The organism is Oscillatoria sp. FACHB-1407 (assembly GCF_014697545.1).
In the GTDB taxonomy this organism is placed as follows: Bacteria; Cyanobacteriota; Cyanobacteriia; order Elainellales; family Elainellaceae; genus FACHB-1407.
In genome coordinates this window covers 102,993-118,639 of record NZ_JACJSA010000006.1, presented here as the reverse complement: position 1 = coordinate 118,639, position 15,647 = coordinate 102,993, and the positions used below count along the sequence as shown (strand labels likewise).

At 49.9% G+C, this 15,647-nt stretch carries 13 protein-coding genes; 6 read left to right on the top strand and 7 right to left on the bottom strand.

All coding sequences use genetic code 11. The annotated features are described in order from the left end of the window. The first annotated feature begins 61 nt into the window (after positions 1–61). The 4 genes from H6G89_RS11965 to dapF all read left to right on the top strand — a co-directional run bounded on the left by H6G89_RS11965 (position 62) and on the right by dapF (position 3,998). Positions 62–1,027: a circadian clock protein KaiA gene (locus tag H6G89_RS11965; RefSeq protein ID WP_190506378.1), complete on the top strand. Its 966-nt coding sequence runs from the start codon at positions 62–64 to the stop codon at positions 1,025–1,027. Positions 1,028–1,094: 67 nt separating this feature from the next. Then, complete coding sequence (kaiB, locus tag H6G89_RS11960) at positions 1,095–1,412, top strand: circadian clock protein KaiB (RefSeq protein ID WP_190506376.1); 318 nt, start codon at positions 1,095–1,097, stop codon at positions 1,410–1,412. Positions 1,413–1,480: 68 nt separating this feature from the next. Further along, positions 1,481–3,043 carry a circadian clock protein KaiC gene (gene kaiC, locus H6G89_RS11955; RefSeq protein ID WP_190506374.1) on the top strand — a complete coding sequence of 521 codons (1,563 nt, stop codon included), beginning with the start codon at positions 1,481–1,483 and terminating at the stop codon, positions 3,041–3,043. Between the two features lie 106 nt (positions 3,044–3,149). After that, positions 3,150–3,998 carry a diaminopimelate epimerase gene (dapF, locus tag H6G89_RS11950; RefSeq protein WP_190506372.1) on the top strand — a complete coding sequence of 283 codons (849 nt, stop codon included), beginning with the start codon at positions 3,150–3,152 and terminating at the stop codon, positions 3,996–3,998. Here dapF and H6G89_RS35680 read toward each other — a convergent pair. Beyond that, complete coding sequence (locus H6G89_RS35680) at positions 3,979–4,101, bottom strand: hypothetical protein (RefSeq protein ID WP_255519402.1); 123 nt, start codon at positions 4,099–4,101, stop codon at positions 3,979–3,981. The two genes, dapF and H6G89_RS35680, sit on opposite strands and share 20 nt — an antisense overlap. A 131-nt stretch (positions 4,102–4,232) precedes the next feature. Between H6G89_RS35680 and H6G89_RS11945 the strand changes: the two genes are divergently transcribed. Then, positions 4,233–4,922, top strand: a complete 690-nt coding sequence (locus H6G89_RS11945) for a PD-(D/E)XK nuclease family protein (protein WP_190506370.1) — start codon at positions 4,233–4,235, stop codon at positions 4,920–4,922. Here H6G89_RS11945 and ndhD1 read toward each other — a convergent pair. The 3 genes from ndhD1 to H6G89_RS11930 all read right to left on the bottom strand — a co-directional run bounded on the left by ndhD1 (position 4,906) and on the right by H6G89_RS11930 (position 9,702). Further along, positions 4,906–6,495 carry a photosynthetic/respiratory NAD(P)H-quinone oxidoreductase subunit D1 gene (ndhD1, locus tag H6G89_RS11940; protein ID WP_190506794.1) on the bottom strand — a complete coding sequence of 530 codons (1,590 nt, stop codon included), beginning with the start codon at positions 6,493–6,495 and terminating at the stop codon, positions 4,906–4,908. The genes H6G89_RS11945 and ndhD1 overlap by 17 nt on opposite strands. A 149-nt stretch (positions 6,496–6,644) precedes the next feature. Then, positions 6,645–8,744, bottom strand: coding sequence for an NAD(P)H-quinone oxidoreductase subunit 5 (locus H6G89_RS11935; RefSeq protein WP_190506368.1), 2,100 nt, complete (start codon positions 8,742–8,744; stop codon positions 6,645–6,647). A 295-nt stretch (positions 8,745–9,039) separates the two neighbouring features. Further along, positions 9,040–9,702, bottom strand: coding sequence for a YdcF family protein (locus tag H6G89_RS11930; RefSeq protein WP_199336679.1), 663 nt, complete (start codon positions 9,700–9,702; stop codon positions 9,040–9,042). Positions 9,703–10,183: 481 nt separating this feature from the next. Here H6G89_RS11930 and ctpB point away from each other — a divergent pair, with 481 nt between their 5' ends. Beyond that, on the top strand, positions 10,184–11,536 hold the full coding sequence (gene ctpB / locus H6G89_RS11925; RefSeq protein WP_190506364.1) for a carboxyl-terminal processing protease CtpB: 1,353 nt from the start codon (positions 10,184–10,186) through the stop codon (positions 11,534–11,536). Positions 11,537–11,716: 180 nt separating this feature from the next. On the opposite strand, the gene H6G89_RS11920 is transcribed toward ctpB, so the two are convergent. From H6G89_RS11920 to H6G89_RS11910, 3 genes are read right to left on the bottom strand one after another with little or no spacing between them, the layout of a single operon-like run. Next, positions 11,717–12,229, bottom strand: a complete 513-nt coding sequence (locus H6G89_RS11920; RefSeq protein ID WP_190506361.1) for a MogA/MoaB family molybdenum cofactor biosynthesis protein — start codon at positions 12,227–12,229, stop codon at positions 11,717–11,719. A 20-nt stretch (positions 12,230–12,249) separates the two neighbouring features. Further along, positions 12,250–12,585 carry a photosystem II reaction center protein Psb28 gene (gene psb28 / locus H6G89_RS11915; protein ID WP_190506359.1) on the bottom strand — a complete coding sequence of 112 codons (336 nt, stop codon included), beginning with the start codon at positions 12,583–12,585 and terminating at the stop codon, positions 12,250–12,252. Between the two features lie 31 nt (positions 12,586–12,616). Beyond that, a complete protein-coding gene (locus tag H6G89_RS11910; RefSeq protein WP_190506357.1) occupies positions 12,617–15,577 on the bottom strand; it encodes an N-acetylmuramoyl-L-alanine amidase in 2,961 nt (986 codons plus the stop codon). Positions 15,578–15,647 lie beyond the last annotated feature (70 nt).

Sequence of the window (15,647 nt, the reverse complement as noted above, 5' to 3'; positions counted from 1 at the left end):
CAATGATTGTTAAATATTCTAATGACTGGTTACATTTCTAAAAAAACTGGCACCTGGCCCTATGGCCTCTTCCCAAAAAACACGCTCTAAAATTGCTCTTTGTGCTTTGCTACAATCTGAAGCTTTAGCGCAAGCATTAGCGGCACAGTTGCAACCTGACTCAGTGACAGAGAGCGGTGATCATGCTGTTGCAGAAACCGCGTCGCATCGCTTTGTGCTCACTCGTTTTCAGCAAGAGAGCGACTTCCTTTACTTTCTGCAACAAACGCACTCCTCGATCGATTGTTTAATTCTTGAAGACATTTCATCCTTACCTAAACTGTTTCACTCCCTTCAAACACAGTCCATCCTGATTCCGGCACTGGTGCTCACTACCCAATCTTCAAAATCTCACCCAACCTCCGTAGTAAATGATATTCCTGCTGCCCCAGGGGAACAATCGCAAGAGGCGGTTCTATATCATGCTGCTGTATTGCAGGTTGATGGGTCTAACCTGAGCCATATTAGTGATTTTGTAGAAGAGGCGATCGCCAATTTTCTGAATTTGTCTGCTCCAGTTTCCCTCACTCGTGAAACGACCCCAGGAACCCTTACTGCTCTTAATGTTCAACGTTCATTAATGCAACAACAACAACGTCTCGCCGAAAAATTAAAAGAGCGATTAGGCTACCTGGGAGTTTATTACAAACGAAACCCAGCCCATTTTTTGCGTCACATGAATGAGCTTGAGCGGCAGGAACTGTTACAGCAACTTAAAGCCGATTATCGTCATATCATCCTGCACTACTTCGCTAACGATAACGACTTAAACCAAAGTATTGATAGCTTCGTCGATCTGGCATTTTTTGCTGATGTTCCAGTGGCGCAAATTGTAGAAATTCATATGGATTTGATGGATGAGTTTTCTAAACAGTTAAAGCTGGAGGGTCGGAGTGAAGAAATCTTGCTCGATTATCGGCTCACTTTGATTGATACCCTCGCTCATCTCTGCGAGATGTATCGCCGCTCCATCCCCAGGGAATCTTAAACGATTTGAGTAATCTGCAATCTCTTAGTCATATCGGTCTAGCTTTAAAAAAACACCAACATTACTCATGAGTTCTCTAAAAAAGACCTACATCCTTAAGCTTTACGTTGCAGGAAATACGCCAAATTCTGTGCGTGCTCTAAAAACGCTTAACAACATTCTTGAAAAAGAATTTCAAGGGGTGTACGCCTTGAAAGTGATCGATGTCTTAAAAAATCCACAACTGGCTGAAGAAGATAAGATTTTAGCGACCCCAACCTTGGCTAAAATATTGCCTCCCCCTGTACGCAAAATCATTGGAGATCTCTCCGATCGAGAAAAAGTCCTGATTGGTTTAGACCTTTTGTATGATGAATTGCGGGAGGATGAGCCAGAGATTCAATAATTGCTTCACGGATCATTGGCTATTGGTATAAAGATATTTCTCCTTATTAATAGAGCTACAGCAAGTTTATGACGCAGACCAACCCGATTGGGCAAAAGAACGAATCATCGATGGCAGGGGTTCAAAAGATCCGTACGATGATTGAAGGGTTTGATGATATTAGTAATGGCGGTTTACCCGTCGGTAGAACAACTTTAGTAAGCGGCACCTCCGGCACAGGCAAAACCCTCTTTGCTGTGCAATTTCTCTACAATGGCATCCTTCAATTCGATGAGCCAGGAGTGTTTGTCACCTTTGAGGAATCCCCTGCTGACATCATCAAAAATTCCCATAGCTTTGGATGGGATTTACAAAAATTAATCGAGGAAGGAAAATTATTCATTCTGGATGCTTCCCCCGACCCCGAAGGACAAGAAGTCGTTGGAAATTTTGATTTGTCTGCTTTGATTGAACGAATTCAATACGCCATTCGTAAATACAAAGCTCGACGAGTCTCGATTGATTCTGTTACCGCCGTATTTCAGCAATATGATGCAGCGTCCGTCGTCCGACGCGAGATTTTTCGCCTAGTGGCACGGTTAAAACAGGTTGGGGCGACAACAATTATGACTACAGAGCGCGTGGAGGAATATGGCCCCGTTGCTCGTTTTGGAGTTGAAGAATTTGTCTCAGACAACGTGGTGATCGTACGAAATGTTCTAGAAGGGGAACGGCGACGACGCACGATTGAGATCCTCAAATTGCGGGGTACGACCCATATGAAAGGGGAGTATCCCTTTACGATTACAAATCAAGGCATTAACATCTTCCCACTTGGAGCCATGCGTCTGACTCAGCGATCGTCCAATGCGCGGGTATCTTCTGGCGTCAAGACCCTGGACGAGATGTGCGGAGGTGGCTTTTTCAAAGATTCGATTATTTTGGCAACGGGAGCAACGGGTACAGGCAAAACACTGTTAGTCAGTATGTTTCTGCAAGATGCCTGCAAAGTGGGTGAACGCGCCATCCTGTTTGCTTATGAGGAGTCGCGAGCACAGTTGTCTCGAAACGCTTACTCCTGGGGGATTGACTTTGAAGATTTAGAGCAGAAAGGATTGCTGAAAATCATCTGCGCTTACCCTGAATCGGCAGGCTTAGAGGATCACTTGCAAATCATTAAATCTGAGATTGCTGAGTTTAAGCCCTCTCGAATTGCGATCGACTCCCTTTCAGCCCTGGCACGAGGAGTCAGCAACAACGCTTTCCGGCAGTTCGTTATTGGGGTGACGGGCTACGCTAAACAGGAGGAGATTACGGGCTTCTTTACCAATACCACCGATCAGTTTATGGGGTCACACTCCATTACGGACTCTCATATTTCCACCATCACTGACACGATCTTGATGTTGCAATACGTTGAGATTCGCGGAGAGATGTCTCGTGCCCTTAACGTCTTCAAGATGCGCGGTTCCTGGCATGACAAGGGCATTCGCGAATACATCATCAGTGAGAACGGACCGGAAATTCGGGATTCCTTCCGCAACTTTGAGCGGGTAATTACGGGTTCACCCAGTCGCATTGCAGTGGATGAGAAGAGCGAATTGTCGAGAATTGTGCGTGGGTTTCAGGAAAAAACAGAGAACGAGAGCTAAATCGATTTTGAATTTACGATTTTAGATAAAGTCCTTAATGATTTCTGCAATTGACCTTCTATTTGTAAGCTAATTCTATTCAACACATCTCAATTCAACGAACTCAATGGCAATTGACTTTACCAAGTATCACGGCTTAGGCAATGACTTCATTTTGGTGGATAATCGCCACCAGGTTGACCCTCTCATTACACCAGAGCAAGCAGTGGAGTGGTGCGATCGCCACTTTGGCATTGGAGCAGATGGGGTCATTTTTGCGCTGCCAGGTCAGGATGACACGGACTACACCATGCGGATCTTTAACTCCGATGGCTCTGAACCGGAGATGTGTGGCAATGGGATTCGCTGTCTGGCGCAATTTATTGCCGATTTGGAACGAACCGAGACTGGATCAGCCCGTCCTGCATACCGCATTCATACCCTGGCAGGATTGATGATTCCCAAGTTGGAAAGCGATGGACAAATCACTGTAGATATGGGGTTACCCCGCTTACTGGCGGCAGAAATTCCCACAACGCTCACTGCCCCCGATCAGCAAGTGGTTGACCAACCTTTAGAAGTGGCAGGGCACTCCTGGCAGGTAACTTGTGTCAGCATGGGCAATCCCCATTGCATCACCTTTGTCGAAGATGTGGAGGCGATCGCTTTAGAGAGCATTGGCCCAAAGTTTGAGCACCATTCCGTATTTCCCAAGCGCACTAATACTGAGTTCATTCAGATTGTGAGCCGCGACTACCTGAAAATGCGCGTGTGGGAACGGGGTGCGGGGATCACCCTCGCCTGTGGAACGGGAGCCTGTGCCTCTCTCGTGGCAGGCGTGTTAAACGATAAGTGCGATCGTGCTGCAACCGTTGAACTTCCCGGTGGGTGCCTTCATATCGAGTGGTCAGCCGTAGATCAACACCTCTACATGACGGGACCAGCAATGAAGGTCTTTAGCGGCAGCAGAAATTAAGGGAGTAGGAGAGTGGAGGAGTAGGGATTAGGGGAACAGGTGTGGCAAGCAGAATAACCACTAACCATTGACGATTGACCATTGACCATTCACTATTGACCATTCACTATTGACCATTAACTATTGACCATTAACTATTGACCACTAACCCCTAACCATTTCCCCATCTACTCCTTATTCCTTCTTCTCGCTTCCCTCTTCTCTCTTCTCTTTTCCTTCTTCTTTTTTCTCTCCATGTTGCCGAAGCCTCAGCTCTTACCCAGCTATTCTGCCAAATCGGTACGAGAAGGCGGACGGAGCTATTTTGTCGATGCGCGTGGGGTGCGACTACCCAGTGTTTCGACGATTTTGAATGCCACCAAACCCCAAGAGGCGCGAGAGGCATTAGCACGATGGCGCGATCGCCTGGGGGCAGAAGTGGCAGGGCAAGTCACCAGTCGTGCTAGCAGACGCGGCACCCAAACCCACAAATACATCAGGCATTACTTACTAGGAGAAGAAATGTCTTGCCCGGACACGGTCAAACCTTACTGGGAGAGTATAGAGCCTGTTTTGGCTGAGATTCAGGAGGTGAGATTGGTCGAGAATGCTGTCTTTCACTATGATCTGGGCTACGCCGGAAAGGTCGATTGCGTGGCAAGTTATCAAGGAATTCCCTGCATTTGTGATTGGAAGACAGCAGACGCACCAAAAGGGTCAATCGAACGGCTTCATGATGGACCGTTACAACTAGCCGCCTATTGCGGTGCAGTCAACCACTCCTATGTAGAGCATGGAGTACATCTACGTCATGCGTTGTTAGTAGTAGCCATCCCTGATCAAAAAGCAGAGGTCTTCTGGTTTGAACCAGAAGACCTCGTACACCAATGGCACCAGTGGCAAGCACGGGTAGCAGAGTTTGAGCGGTTTAGACGGCGTTGGTGAGGGCAGGTGCCTGCAACGGTTCTACCATAGCCTCTACAGTCTCAGCTGATTTCCGTTCTTCCAACGTAATCACTGACTCTTGCATCCGAGCCGTCAACTGAGATGTTTTAGCATCGTAGACCTGAGTCATCAACTTCGGATAGAAGCCGATGCCAATAATGGGGATCAGCAGGCAAGCGATGATAAACACCTCGCGAGGTTCTGCATCCACCAGTACCTCATGTTCCACCAACTCTTTGTTTTCAGGACCGTAGAAAATCTCCCGCAACATCGAGAGCAGGTAGATCGGCGTGAGGATCACACCAACCGCCGCCAAAATCACAATCAGCACCTTAAACGTGAGCGTGTAGGCATCGCTAGTCGCAAAACCAACAAACACCATGATCTCGGCAATAAATCCACTCATTCCCGGCAACGCCAGCGAGGCAAGGGAACAGGCGGTGAACATCGCGAAGATCTTAGGCATCTTCTTACCAACTCCGCCCATCTCGTCCAGGATCAGCGTATGGGTGCGATCGTAGGTTGCGCCCACCAGAAAGAACAGACTGGCACCGATCAGACCGTGAGAGACCATTTGTAGCATGGCACCACTCAAACCCAGATCAGTAAAGGAGGCCATCCCGATTAACACAAACCCCATGTGAGAGATGGAGGAATAGGCGATTTTGCGCTTCAAATTGCGCTGGGCGAAGGAGGTCAACGCGGCGTAGATAATGTTGACAACTCCCAAAATTACCAGAATTGGGGCGAAGTAGGCGTGAGCATCAGGCAACATCTCCACATTCATGCGGATCAGCGCGTATCCACCCATCTTGAGTAGAATACCCGCCAGCAACATATGCACGGGTGCAGTGGCTTCACCGTGAGCATCTGGGAGCCACGTATGAAGTGGAAAGATTGGCAGTTTAACCGCATAGGCGATTAGAAAACCCCCATACACCAACAACTGGAAGTTGATGGGGAAGTCTTTTGCCATGAGCGATCGCATATCAAACGTGACCGTATCGCCATAAAACGCCATCGCCAACGCAGCCACCAGAATGAAAAGGGAGCCACCTGCTGTATACAGAATAAACTTTGTAGCAGCATAGAGGCGTTTTTTCCCGCCCCAAATTGCCAGCAGTAGATAGACCGGGATCAGTTCCAACTCCCACACGAGGAAGAAGAGAAGCATGTCTTGAACGGCAAACACTGCGATTTGACCGCCGTACATTGCCAGCATCAAGAAATAGAACAGGCGAGGTTTGAGGGTGACAGGCCACGATGCCAAAATTGCCAGTGTCGTAATGAATCCTGTCAGCAGAATCAGTGGCATAGATAACCCATCTGCCCCAACTGACCATCTCAGATCCAATGCTGAAACCCAGGAATAACTCTCAACCAGTTGCAGTTCAGGATTTGACAAATCATATTGACTGTAAAAGGCATAGACCAGAACTGCAAAATCAATTAGACCTACAGCCAGTGCATACCAACGGATTGTCTTGCCGTCTTTATCAGGCAGAACAGGAATCAACAGCGACGCTGCGATTGGAAATAAGATGGCGGTTGTTAACCAAGGAAAATTAGCAATATCCATTAGTCAGCTTTTTATGAGCAGTTTGAATTTGGTTGGTTGCATCGACTGAATGTTGTAATGGGCGACAGGCTGCGCCCGCCGCCCACCAAAAACATCAACTTTCTCAAAACCAGTTGAACTTGTAGTGGCTCATGCGATCACACTCAAGTAATGCCAGAGACGAGAACTAAACCCAGAACTGCTCCAAATACTATCAGAGCGTAGAATTGAACCCTTCCATTTTCAAGATATTTTAGTCCTTCGCCCGTGACCAGAGTGATGAAGCCTGCCAGGTTGACCACTCCATCCACAATGCGAACATCGACTTCTAACACCTGTCTGGCTAAACGGCGGCTACCTTGCACAAACACAGCATCGTAAATTTCGTCGAAGTACCACTTGTTGAGCGAGAGCTTGTAGAGTGGCTGAATTTGCTTGGCGATCGCCCCAGGATTGATCTTGCCGTACAGGTACATGAAAGATGCCAGGGTAATGCCAATGAGTGCAATACCCACAGAACTACCACCCATGACCAGAAACTCCGTCCATTCAAAGTCAGCCGGAATCTCTAGTTGTGGGAAGCCATGCACTTCTTCGCCAGCAGGGTGAATGAATGCCTCAAAGTAGTTAGCAAACGGCGTACCAACTAGACCAATTAGCAAGGAAGGAATTGCTAACGCCACCAGCGGAAACGCCATTGAGAAGGGTGATTCATGGGGTGTATCGCTATGGTGTCCTTCATGCGCCTCATGATCATGCGTCTCTTGATGGATTTCTTCTGGACGCTCGGTTAATTCCTTGGGATTCATCGCCCCGGGACCAAACGCCAACCCCATGCGTTGAAGTTGCTCGTTCTTGAGTTGTGTCTTGATAGATTCGTCCTTACCCCGGAAGGCACCCTCGAAAGTGGTGAAATACATCCGGAACATATAGAAGGCGGTGATTCCGGCAGTTAACCAGCCCACACCCCACAACAGCGGATTCGCCTCGTAGGTCGCTCCCAAAATCTCATCTTTAGACCAGAATCCAGCGAAAGGAGGAATTCCAGAAATGGCTAGCGTGCCAATCAGAAAAGTGATCGCGGTAATCGGCATATACTTTCGTAGACCCCCCATCAGACGCATATCTTGCGCCAGAACGGGGTCATGTCCGACAACCGCTTCCATCCCATGAATAACGGAACCGGAACCCAGAAACAGCATCGCCTTGAAATAGGCGTGAGTCATCAGGTGAAACAAGCCTGCTCCGTAAGCACCAACGCCCATCCCCATCACCATGTAGCCCAACTGCGACATGGTGGAGTAAGCCAAACCTTTCTTAATATCGTTCTGTGTGATCGCGATCGTCGCCCCCAGGAAGGCGGTGAACGCTCCGGTATAGGCAATGACATCCATCGCTCCAGGCAAGCCCTCAAACACCGAGAACATGCGGGCAATCAAGAACACGCCCGCCGCAACCATCGTTGCTGCGTGAATTAGGGCTGAAATCGGGGTAGGACCCTCCATGGCATCAGGCAACCATACATGTAGAGGGAACTGGGCTGACTTAGCCACTGGGCCCAAAAATACCAGGATCGCGAGCAGAGATGCGACCCCAGTGCTGAGAGCACCCGACTGCACTAACTCCTGGAGGCGATCGCCAATCACCTCAAATTCGAAACTGCCGGTTGCCCAAAATAGACCCAGCATCCCCAACAGCAGACCAAAGTCACCCACCCGGTTGGTAACAAAAGCTTTTTGACACGCCTCAGCCGCTGCCTTGCGGTCGTACCAGAAACCAATCAGCAAATAGGAACACATGCCGACCAATTCCCAGAAAATGTAAACCTGCACCAAGTTGGGGCTAATCACCAAGCCCAACATGGAGGAGCTAAACAAGCTGAGGTAGGCATAAAACCGAACATAGCCTGGGTCGTGAGCCATGTAGCCATCGGTGTAAACCATCACCAGAAACGCCACTGTGGTAACAACGACCAGCATCAGAGCGGTTAGATGGTCGATGGTGTAGCCCATCGTCAGGTGAAAGTCTCCTGCTGCCGCCCAATCGATAATGCGGCTGTAGGGTTCATGCCCTTGAATTTGACTCCATAAGATTGCAAAAGAAAGAACCATCGCCGCCCCTAGTAGCGAGACAATAAAAATTGCGCTCGGCTTGCGAAGACGGTTGACTGACTTGCTATAGGACACTAACCCGATGCCGACTAACATTGCCCCAATCAGAGGCAATACTGGAATTAGCCAGGCATATTCATAAACTGCTTCCATGACTCACGCCCACTTCAATCTTCTTAATCGAATTGGCAAAACCGCTTTCATTGTGACACAGACTTGCTCTAGGAGCGTCTTAAAACTTGATGAGGAAAAATGTAGAGATAGTTCCACTCCCTCCTCTATGGGTGCCATAGAAGACACCTAAAGGCAGGAGCGAATACGACTTAGTAAAGCTTAAATAAAACTCTTTTTTCCCCATCCCTAAGGTCTAGTCTTGACAGAAGTACAAATTTGGTTTGTTGCCAAAACAACACTCACTCTATTAATTTTCCTCTTTTTAAGGAAGATTTCACACTCCTAGGTTGCCCTGACGCTCACAATCAAACCCCCGTTGTTGCCATTCCTCAAGATCAACCGTTGTTAACTCGGTGAGGCGATCGCATTGGGGAGAGTAAAACTGGCTTACAACTGCCCAAACCAAGCTACGACCTACATCAACTGCCGTTTTGAGCCACGATTCTCGATTGCCCGGAACCCCCTCCTCAAGCACAATATCTGGCTCAACCCAGATTCCATGAGCACCAAGCAAAATCTGCGCTAACCACACCGCTCTGGGTAAATGGGTTTCAGAAGTAATCAATTTGACCTTGTGAGTGTCCCATCGCTCCAAAATCGGTGTGCTGTAGAAAAAATTATCAAAGGTTGAGTCAGCACACTTCTCTAGCCATACCTGCTCCAGCGGAGTCTCCGCCCGCTCAAAGATGAGGCGAATACAGGGGTCTTGTGAGCCTGTGGAGATCAAAACAGGAATATCAGGGTATTGTTTCGCCAAATCAGCAACATAAATCTCTCGCTTTATACTGCCGCCTAACACAAACAAAGCATCTACTGGAGCCGCTGCCGCCGATCGCAATGCAATAGTGAGGGTCAGTAACCAACTAATCCCGATCACACTGACGATCCCCAGGCTAAATTGCAGTGTTCTAACGATCTGACGAGCCTTATTGGGCATGGGCATTACTTCCGATGAACATCATTTTGTAACGCTTTCATTCTATTCGTCAGGAGGTAACCTCTACGGTGTGAGCCGTATGCTAATTTTTTACTATAGCTATTTAAAAACTTCGTAAATTTTCGTAATAACTCCTGGGATCTACGAATCCATAAAGGTTAGATTATCTAGAAAGTTTTTTGATTTCTGTCCAAAGACTGTTGCGGCTTACTCGAAGTCTATCTTTCGGATGAGGACAGTCTAGGAAACTGGCACATAATTAGCTGAATTTCATCTTGCTACTTGAGTATCTTGTAGCCAATGTTCCAGCTAAGCATATCCGGGATCTAAGAAGATAAAGCGGAATGATTTGAGGTAGTGGCTTGCTCAGTTCCTCTCAGGTTCCCCTACCCACTTCTGCTTGAACTCAAACGTTTCCTTTGACTGTGCCATCTGCCTACTCAAAAATCTTTAATCTCGTTAGCCAAACCCGGTCACATCGATGAAGCACCCTTTCAGATTCCCTCGCCTGCTCCATGCAACCCTGTTTGGTGGGGCGATCGCCGCTACCACTACTCTCTCTCTCCTCAGTCCTGCTCTTAGTCCATCGGTTCAAGCTTCGCTTAGTGATAGCCCAAAGGCAATCCTGGATGAGGCATGGCAGATTGTCAACCGAGAGTATGTAGACACCAGCTTTAACAACGTCGATTGGCACACGGTGCGCCAGGAGTTGTTGAGCCGTAACTACACCTCTCAAGAAGAGGCTTATACCGCTTTACGAGAGGCGTTAGAGCGACTGAATGATCCCTACACTCGCTTCATGGATCCCAGGCAATATGAACAACTGACCAGTCAGACATCCGGTGAGTTGTCGGGGGTGGGCATTCGCCTTCAGGCACTTGAAGAGTCAGGGGCACTCGCGGTTGTTGAGCCGATTCCTAACTCACCCGCTTCATCGGCAGGCATTCGGGCGGGCGATCGCATTTTGGCAATTGATGGCAAATCCACCGAGGGCATGAGCGTTGAGGATGCCTCTAGCCTGATTCGAGGTGAGGTTGGTACACGGATCACTCTGCGAATTCTACGAGAAGGTGAGGATGCTTTTGATTTGCCATTAGTGCGGGCACGAATTGAGCTACCCACTGTCCGTTACAGCCTTCAGCAAGATGGCAATACCCGGATCGGTTACATCCGGCTCAACGAGTTCAGTGCCCACGCGGCAAGCCAAATGCGTCGTGCCATCTCTGACCTGACCGAGCAAGGTGCAGAAGCTTTTGTGCTTGACCTGCGGGGCAATCCGGGTGGATTATTGCAAGCCAGTATCGACATTGCCCGGATGTGGTTAGGGAGTGGCTCGATTGTTCGTACGGTCGATCGCGTAGGAGCCAGCGAGGAAATCACTGCAAACCATACTGCAATTACAGACTTACCTTTGGCTGTGTTGGTCGATGGTAGCTCGGCAAGCTCCAGCGAAATCTTGACCGGAGCATTAATGGACAACGAACGGGCAACGATTGTTGGGACTCAAACCTTTGGTAAAGCCCTGGTGCAGTCGGTTCACTCGCTGTCAGATGGTTCTGGTCTAGCGGTGACCATCGCCCATTACTACACCCCGGATGGCACAGATATCAGCCATCGTGGTATTGCACCCGACGTCCCAATTGAGTTGACCGAGGCTCAGCGAGAACAACTGTCTGCCACCCCAACCTTGATTGGAACGAACTCCGATCCCCAGTATTCAGCAGCGGTTTCAGCCTTGCGGGAGGACATTATCGCAAATCGAGCGAATCCTCAAGCTAGCCGACGTCCCAACTTAGAAGCTCAGCAAAACGAGACTCAGCAAAGTCTCCGCTAAAAGTTGCGGCTTCTATCTAACGTGAATTCGGAATCAGGATTTTGGCGGTTGGAACCGCACCTAGCAGACCTGGCTCAAATAGCCGCAAATTCATTCGTCAGAGTCTTAAACCGAATTGACGTTATCTAGTTTTATCTATTAAGAAGTCGGAGTTTTTTCGGAAGCTCCGACTTCTTCGTTTTAAAGAGAAGTGCTTTTGAGTTGTTGCGTTAGATGCACTAATTCTGGAAGAATCAGCTTTTCGGTGGCAAGCCGCACTGCATTAGTTGACCCCGGCAACGAGAAGATCAATTTAGCGCGACAAACCCCGGCGATCGCTCTAGATGCCATTGCCCGTGAACCAATCTCTTGATAGCTCAACCACCGAAACAACTCGCCAAAGCCAGGTAAGACCTTTTCGAGTAATCGTGCGATCGCATCATAGGTTGTATCACGAGGAGCGATCCCCGTTCCTCCATTCAACACAATCGCCTCTACATCTGCCCTGTCACATAGGGTTAGCAGGAGCGTCACGATTTGCCCTGGCTCATCAGGCACGATGTCATAGGTCACGATAGAGTGTCCAGCATCCCGAAGCAACTGTTGGAGCAGTTGACCACTGCGATCGGTTTCGGTTGTGCGTGTATCGCTGACGGTGATCACAGCACAACGAACAACAGTAGGGTGGGCATCGGGATGAGGACGATGAGCCATGGTTCAGCGTTGTTCAGATCCTAGCTTTTGTTAAATCCGAGATCGTGCTGTTCGGCATATCGATCCATAAATCGGATGAAGCGATCCCAATCGGCGACGCTTTTCATGACATACACCGCTTCCAGTGCTTCCGGTTGACCGTTGATGAATTTGGCTTTGACCTCCCTGGTCACTAGCTCCCCTTCTTCGTCAACCAGATACATCCCTGTAATTTCTTGAGTACTGTCATTACTCAGTGCCTTTGGGTTTTGAAAGTAAAAGACAGCCGTGCCATTGGTGCCATCTTTTGAGCGTCGCAGGCGTACATCTGGAATAACTTCCTCTGTTACACCCCGCGAAAATTGAATTTCAGCCATAATATTTCCTTGTCAAACACTTATTGTGACCTTAATTTATATTCCCACCATTTGCACTGACATAGAGCAAGATACCTCTGGCGATCGCTTCTGCCATGCGGCTTTGATAATCGGATCGAGCCAGGTTGACGGCATCTTCTTGTCCCGTGACAAACCCCACTTCCACTAAAACAGCGGGCATAGAGGTGTTTTTGAGGACATAAAAGTTGGCTTGCCGAACGCCGCGATCGCGAATCTGAATCGTATTGAGGATGCTGGTTTGGATGGCTTGAGCCAGGGTTGCGCTGCGGCTTGAACCGGGATAGTGATAGGTTTCCAGCCCATTGACTTCGGGGCGATCGAGGCTGATGGCATTGGCGTGAATGCTGACAAACAAATTGGCTCTCGCTTGTTCCGCAATCCGGACTCTGGGATTAAGCTCTAAATCCTCATCGCCGCTCCGAGTCATGGCAGTTCGCAAGCCGTTTTGCGTCAGTACAGTCGCGACCTGTCGGGCGATCGCCAGAACAACATCTTTTTCACGCAATCCCTCAATACCGATCGCACCGGGATCGCTGCCGCCATGCCCTGGGTCAATCATGACCAACTGATTCACCGATCGCGGCAACGGAGGTGGCGTGGGGGAGGGAGTGGGCGCAACCGATCGCGGCAACGGAGCAGGAATTGGGGTTGGAGTCGGAGTGGGGGCGACTGCCCGAGGGGTAGGGGTCGGAGTCGGTGAAGGCGCAGGAGACGGAGCGACCGATCGCGGCAAGGGAGACGGAGTAGGGGAGGGCGCGGGAGGAGGGGGGGAGGGGGAAGGAGACGGTGAACGAGCCGCTGAACCACCCGGTTGAACGGGATTGACAATGTAGGGCGAATTGATCGCAGGCGATCGCCCCAGATACACCACCGCCTGATAAACCATTGAGGCAACCTCTCCCCGTGTTGCTGCCCGATTGGGGTTTAGCTGAGGAATTCGAGGAAAATTGACCACAATCCGGTTGGCGGTTGCACTAGCAACTGCCCCTCGCGCTACGGTGGGAATGGCTGCTTCGTCTTCATACAACCGCAGCAACGTCTGATCGCCAGCAGGCAACTGCAAGCCATTGGCTAACGACAGAAGCACTTGAATGCGCGATACGTTTTGGTTCGGCTGGAATGTACCATCAGCGGCTCCCGACATCAGCCCCCCTTGATAGGCACGACGAATCGCAGCGGCCGCCCAAAAATTCTCCGGCACATCTACGAAGGCAACCGCCGGACGTTTGGGAGTCGGGTTAAAGGTATTGACCATCAAAACGGCATACTGAGCGCGAGTCATCTCGGCATCGGGTCTAAAGGTGCCATCGGCAAAGCCACTGATGAAACCCTGACTGGCTAAACCACGAATGAAGTCAGCCGCCCAATAGCCCTCCAGGTCAGCAAAGGAAGGTGCCGAGACATCCGGTTGCACAATATAAGGAGAAGGAATGGCTCGTACCTGACCCACGGCTACCAATGCCTGATAGATCATGGCAACCACCTCTGCCCGTGTTATGTCCACCATCGGCTCCAGTTGGTCAATACGAGGATGGTTGACGACCATACGACGCTGGGTTGCTGTTGCCACCGCATTAATGGCATAACTAGGAACTTGGGCGCGATCGCTATAAGCATCGAGGGAGTTAGGGTTACCTCCGGTCAAGCCCAATCCGCTCACCAATGAAACGATCGTTTGCACCCGGGTCAGGTTTTGGTTGGGGCGAAAGGTGCCATCGGGGAATCCTGCGATGAAGCCCATCTCTTCTGCTCTGGCGATCGCGGCGGCTCCCCAAAAGTTGTCAGGTACATCGACAAACCGACTGCTTTGCCGTTTTGCAGGCAGATTAAACGCTTTGGCGATCGCCGCTGCATACTGCACCCGCGTCAAGTTTGCTTCTGGTTTAAAAGTGTTGTCTGGAAATCCACCAACCACCTCCCGCACAACCAACGCCTGAATGAACGCCTCAGCCCAGTGCCCAGTAATGTCAGTCAGCACCGTTCTGGGTAAAGGAGCCGGGATAGGTTGGGGACTGGGTCCAGGTTGTGGGGTCGGTCGGGGTGGCGGGGCAGGAGCAGGAGTCGGGGTAATGCCTGCGGGCGGCACTTCAGCCGTGACAAAATTAATGTTGCCCGTGACACGCGCTGGATTGACTTGATTCCCCACGGATACGAGAGCCGCAGGGGTATCATTTCGCAGGTCAGCCGCTGCGTTGCCTTGAAACGAATTATTGCCTGGGTCTTGAGTTCGCCCTAAATCAGGTATTGCAGAATTAAGCACCACCAAGCCATCACTAGCGTTACGCTCAATGCGATTGCTACGTAAAACGGGTCGGGCAGCATCCGAAATCACGACACCGGAACGGTTTTCGACAACTTGGTTACCCAGCAGCAGGGGAGCGGCGTTATCACTGATGGCGATGCCAAAACCCGTGTTTTGGCACAAGTTTCGACGAATGTCGCCCTTAGCATTGCGAACGATAGAAATGCCGCTGGCTGCATTGCGCTGAAAGATATTATCAGATATTTCAGGTGTGGCATTCCCAGTGATAAATACTCCCTCCCGTCCACAGGTGACAAAGATATTATTAGCAATCACCGGATTAGTAGACTCGATCCACACTCCTGTCCCGCGAGCGGCTCGGTTCACCACCATGACCCCCCGCAGTTGAGCATTATTTTCGGGGCGAATGGCAACATTTTGTCGGTTAAAGGTGGGGCTGACATATTCACCCCCTCCCTCAATAACAGTGCCATTCCCCTTTTGGGTTTCATCCCCGATGATCGACACCCCCGTCGGAATCACAATCGGAAACACCTCACCATTCATTGCCGTGTAGTTGCCCGTCGCTAATCGAATGACACTGCCCGATGTTGCCTGTCGCAGGGCGCGTGTGATGGTGCGATAGGGGCTTCCCTGACTCCCCGTTGCATTGTCGTTGCCGCGAACAGGATTGACATAAAAGACTGGTGGCGTTGGCGATTGCGTCATCGATCCCTCTCTACAAACACAACATTCTGCTTTTTGCCTTTTGCATAATCGCACACCCTTTGACACCCCC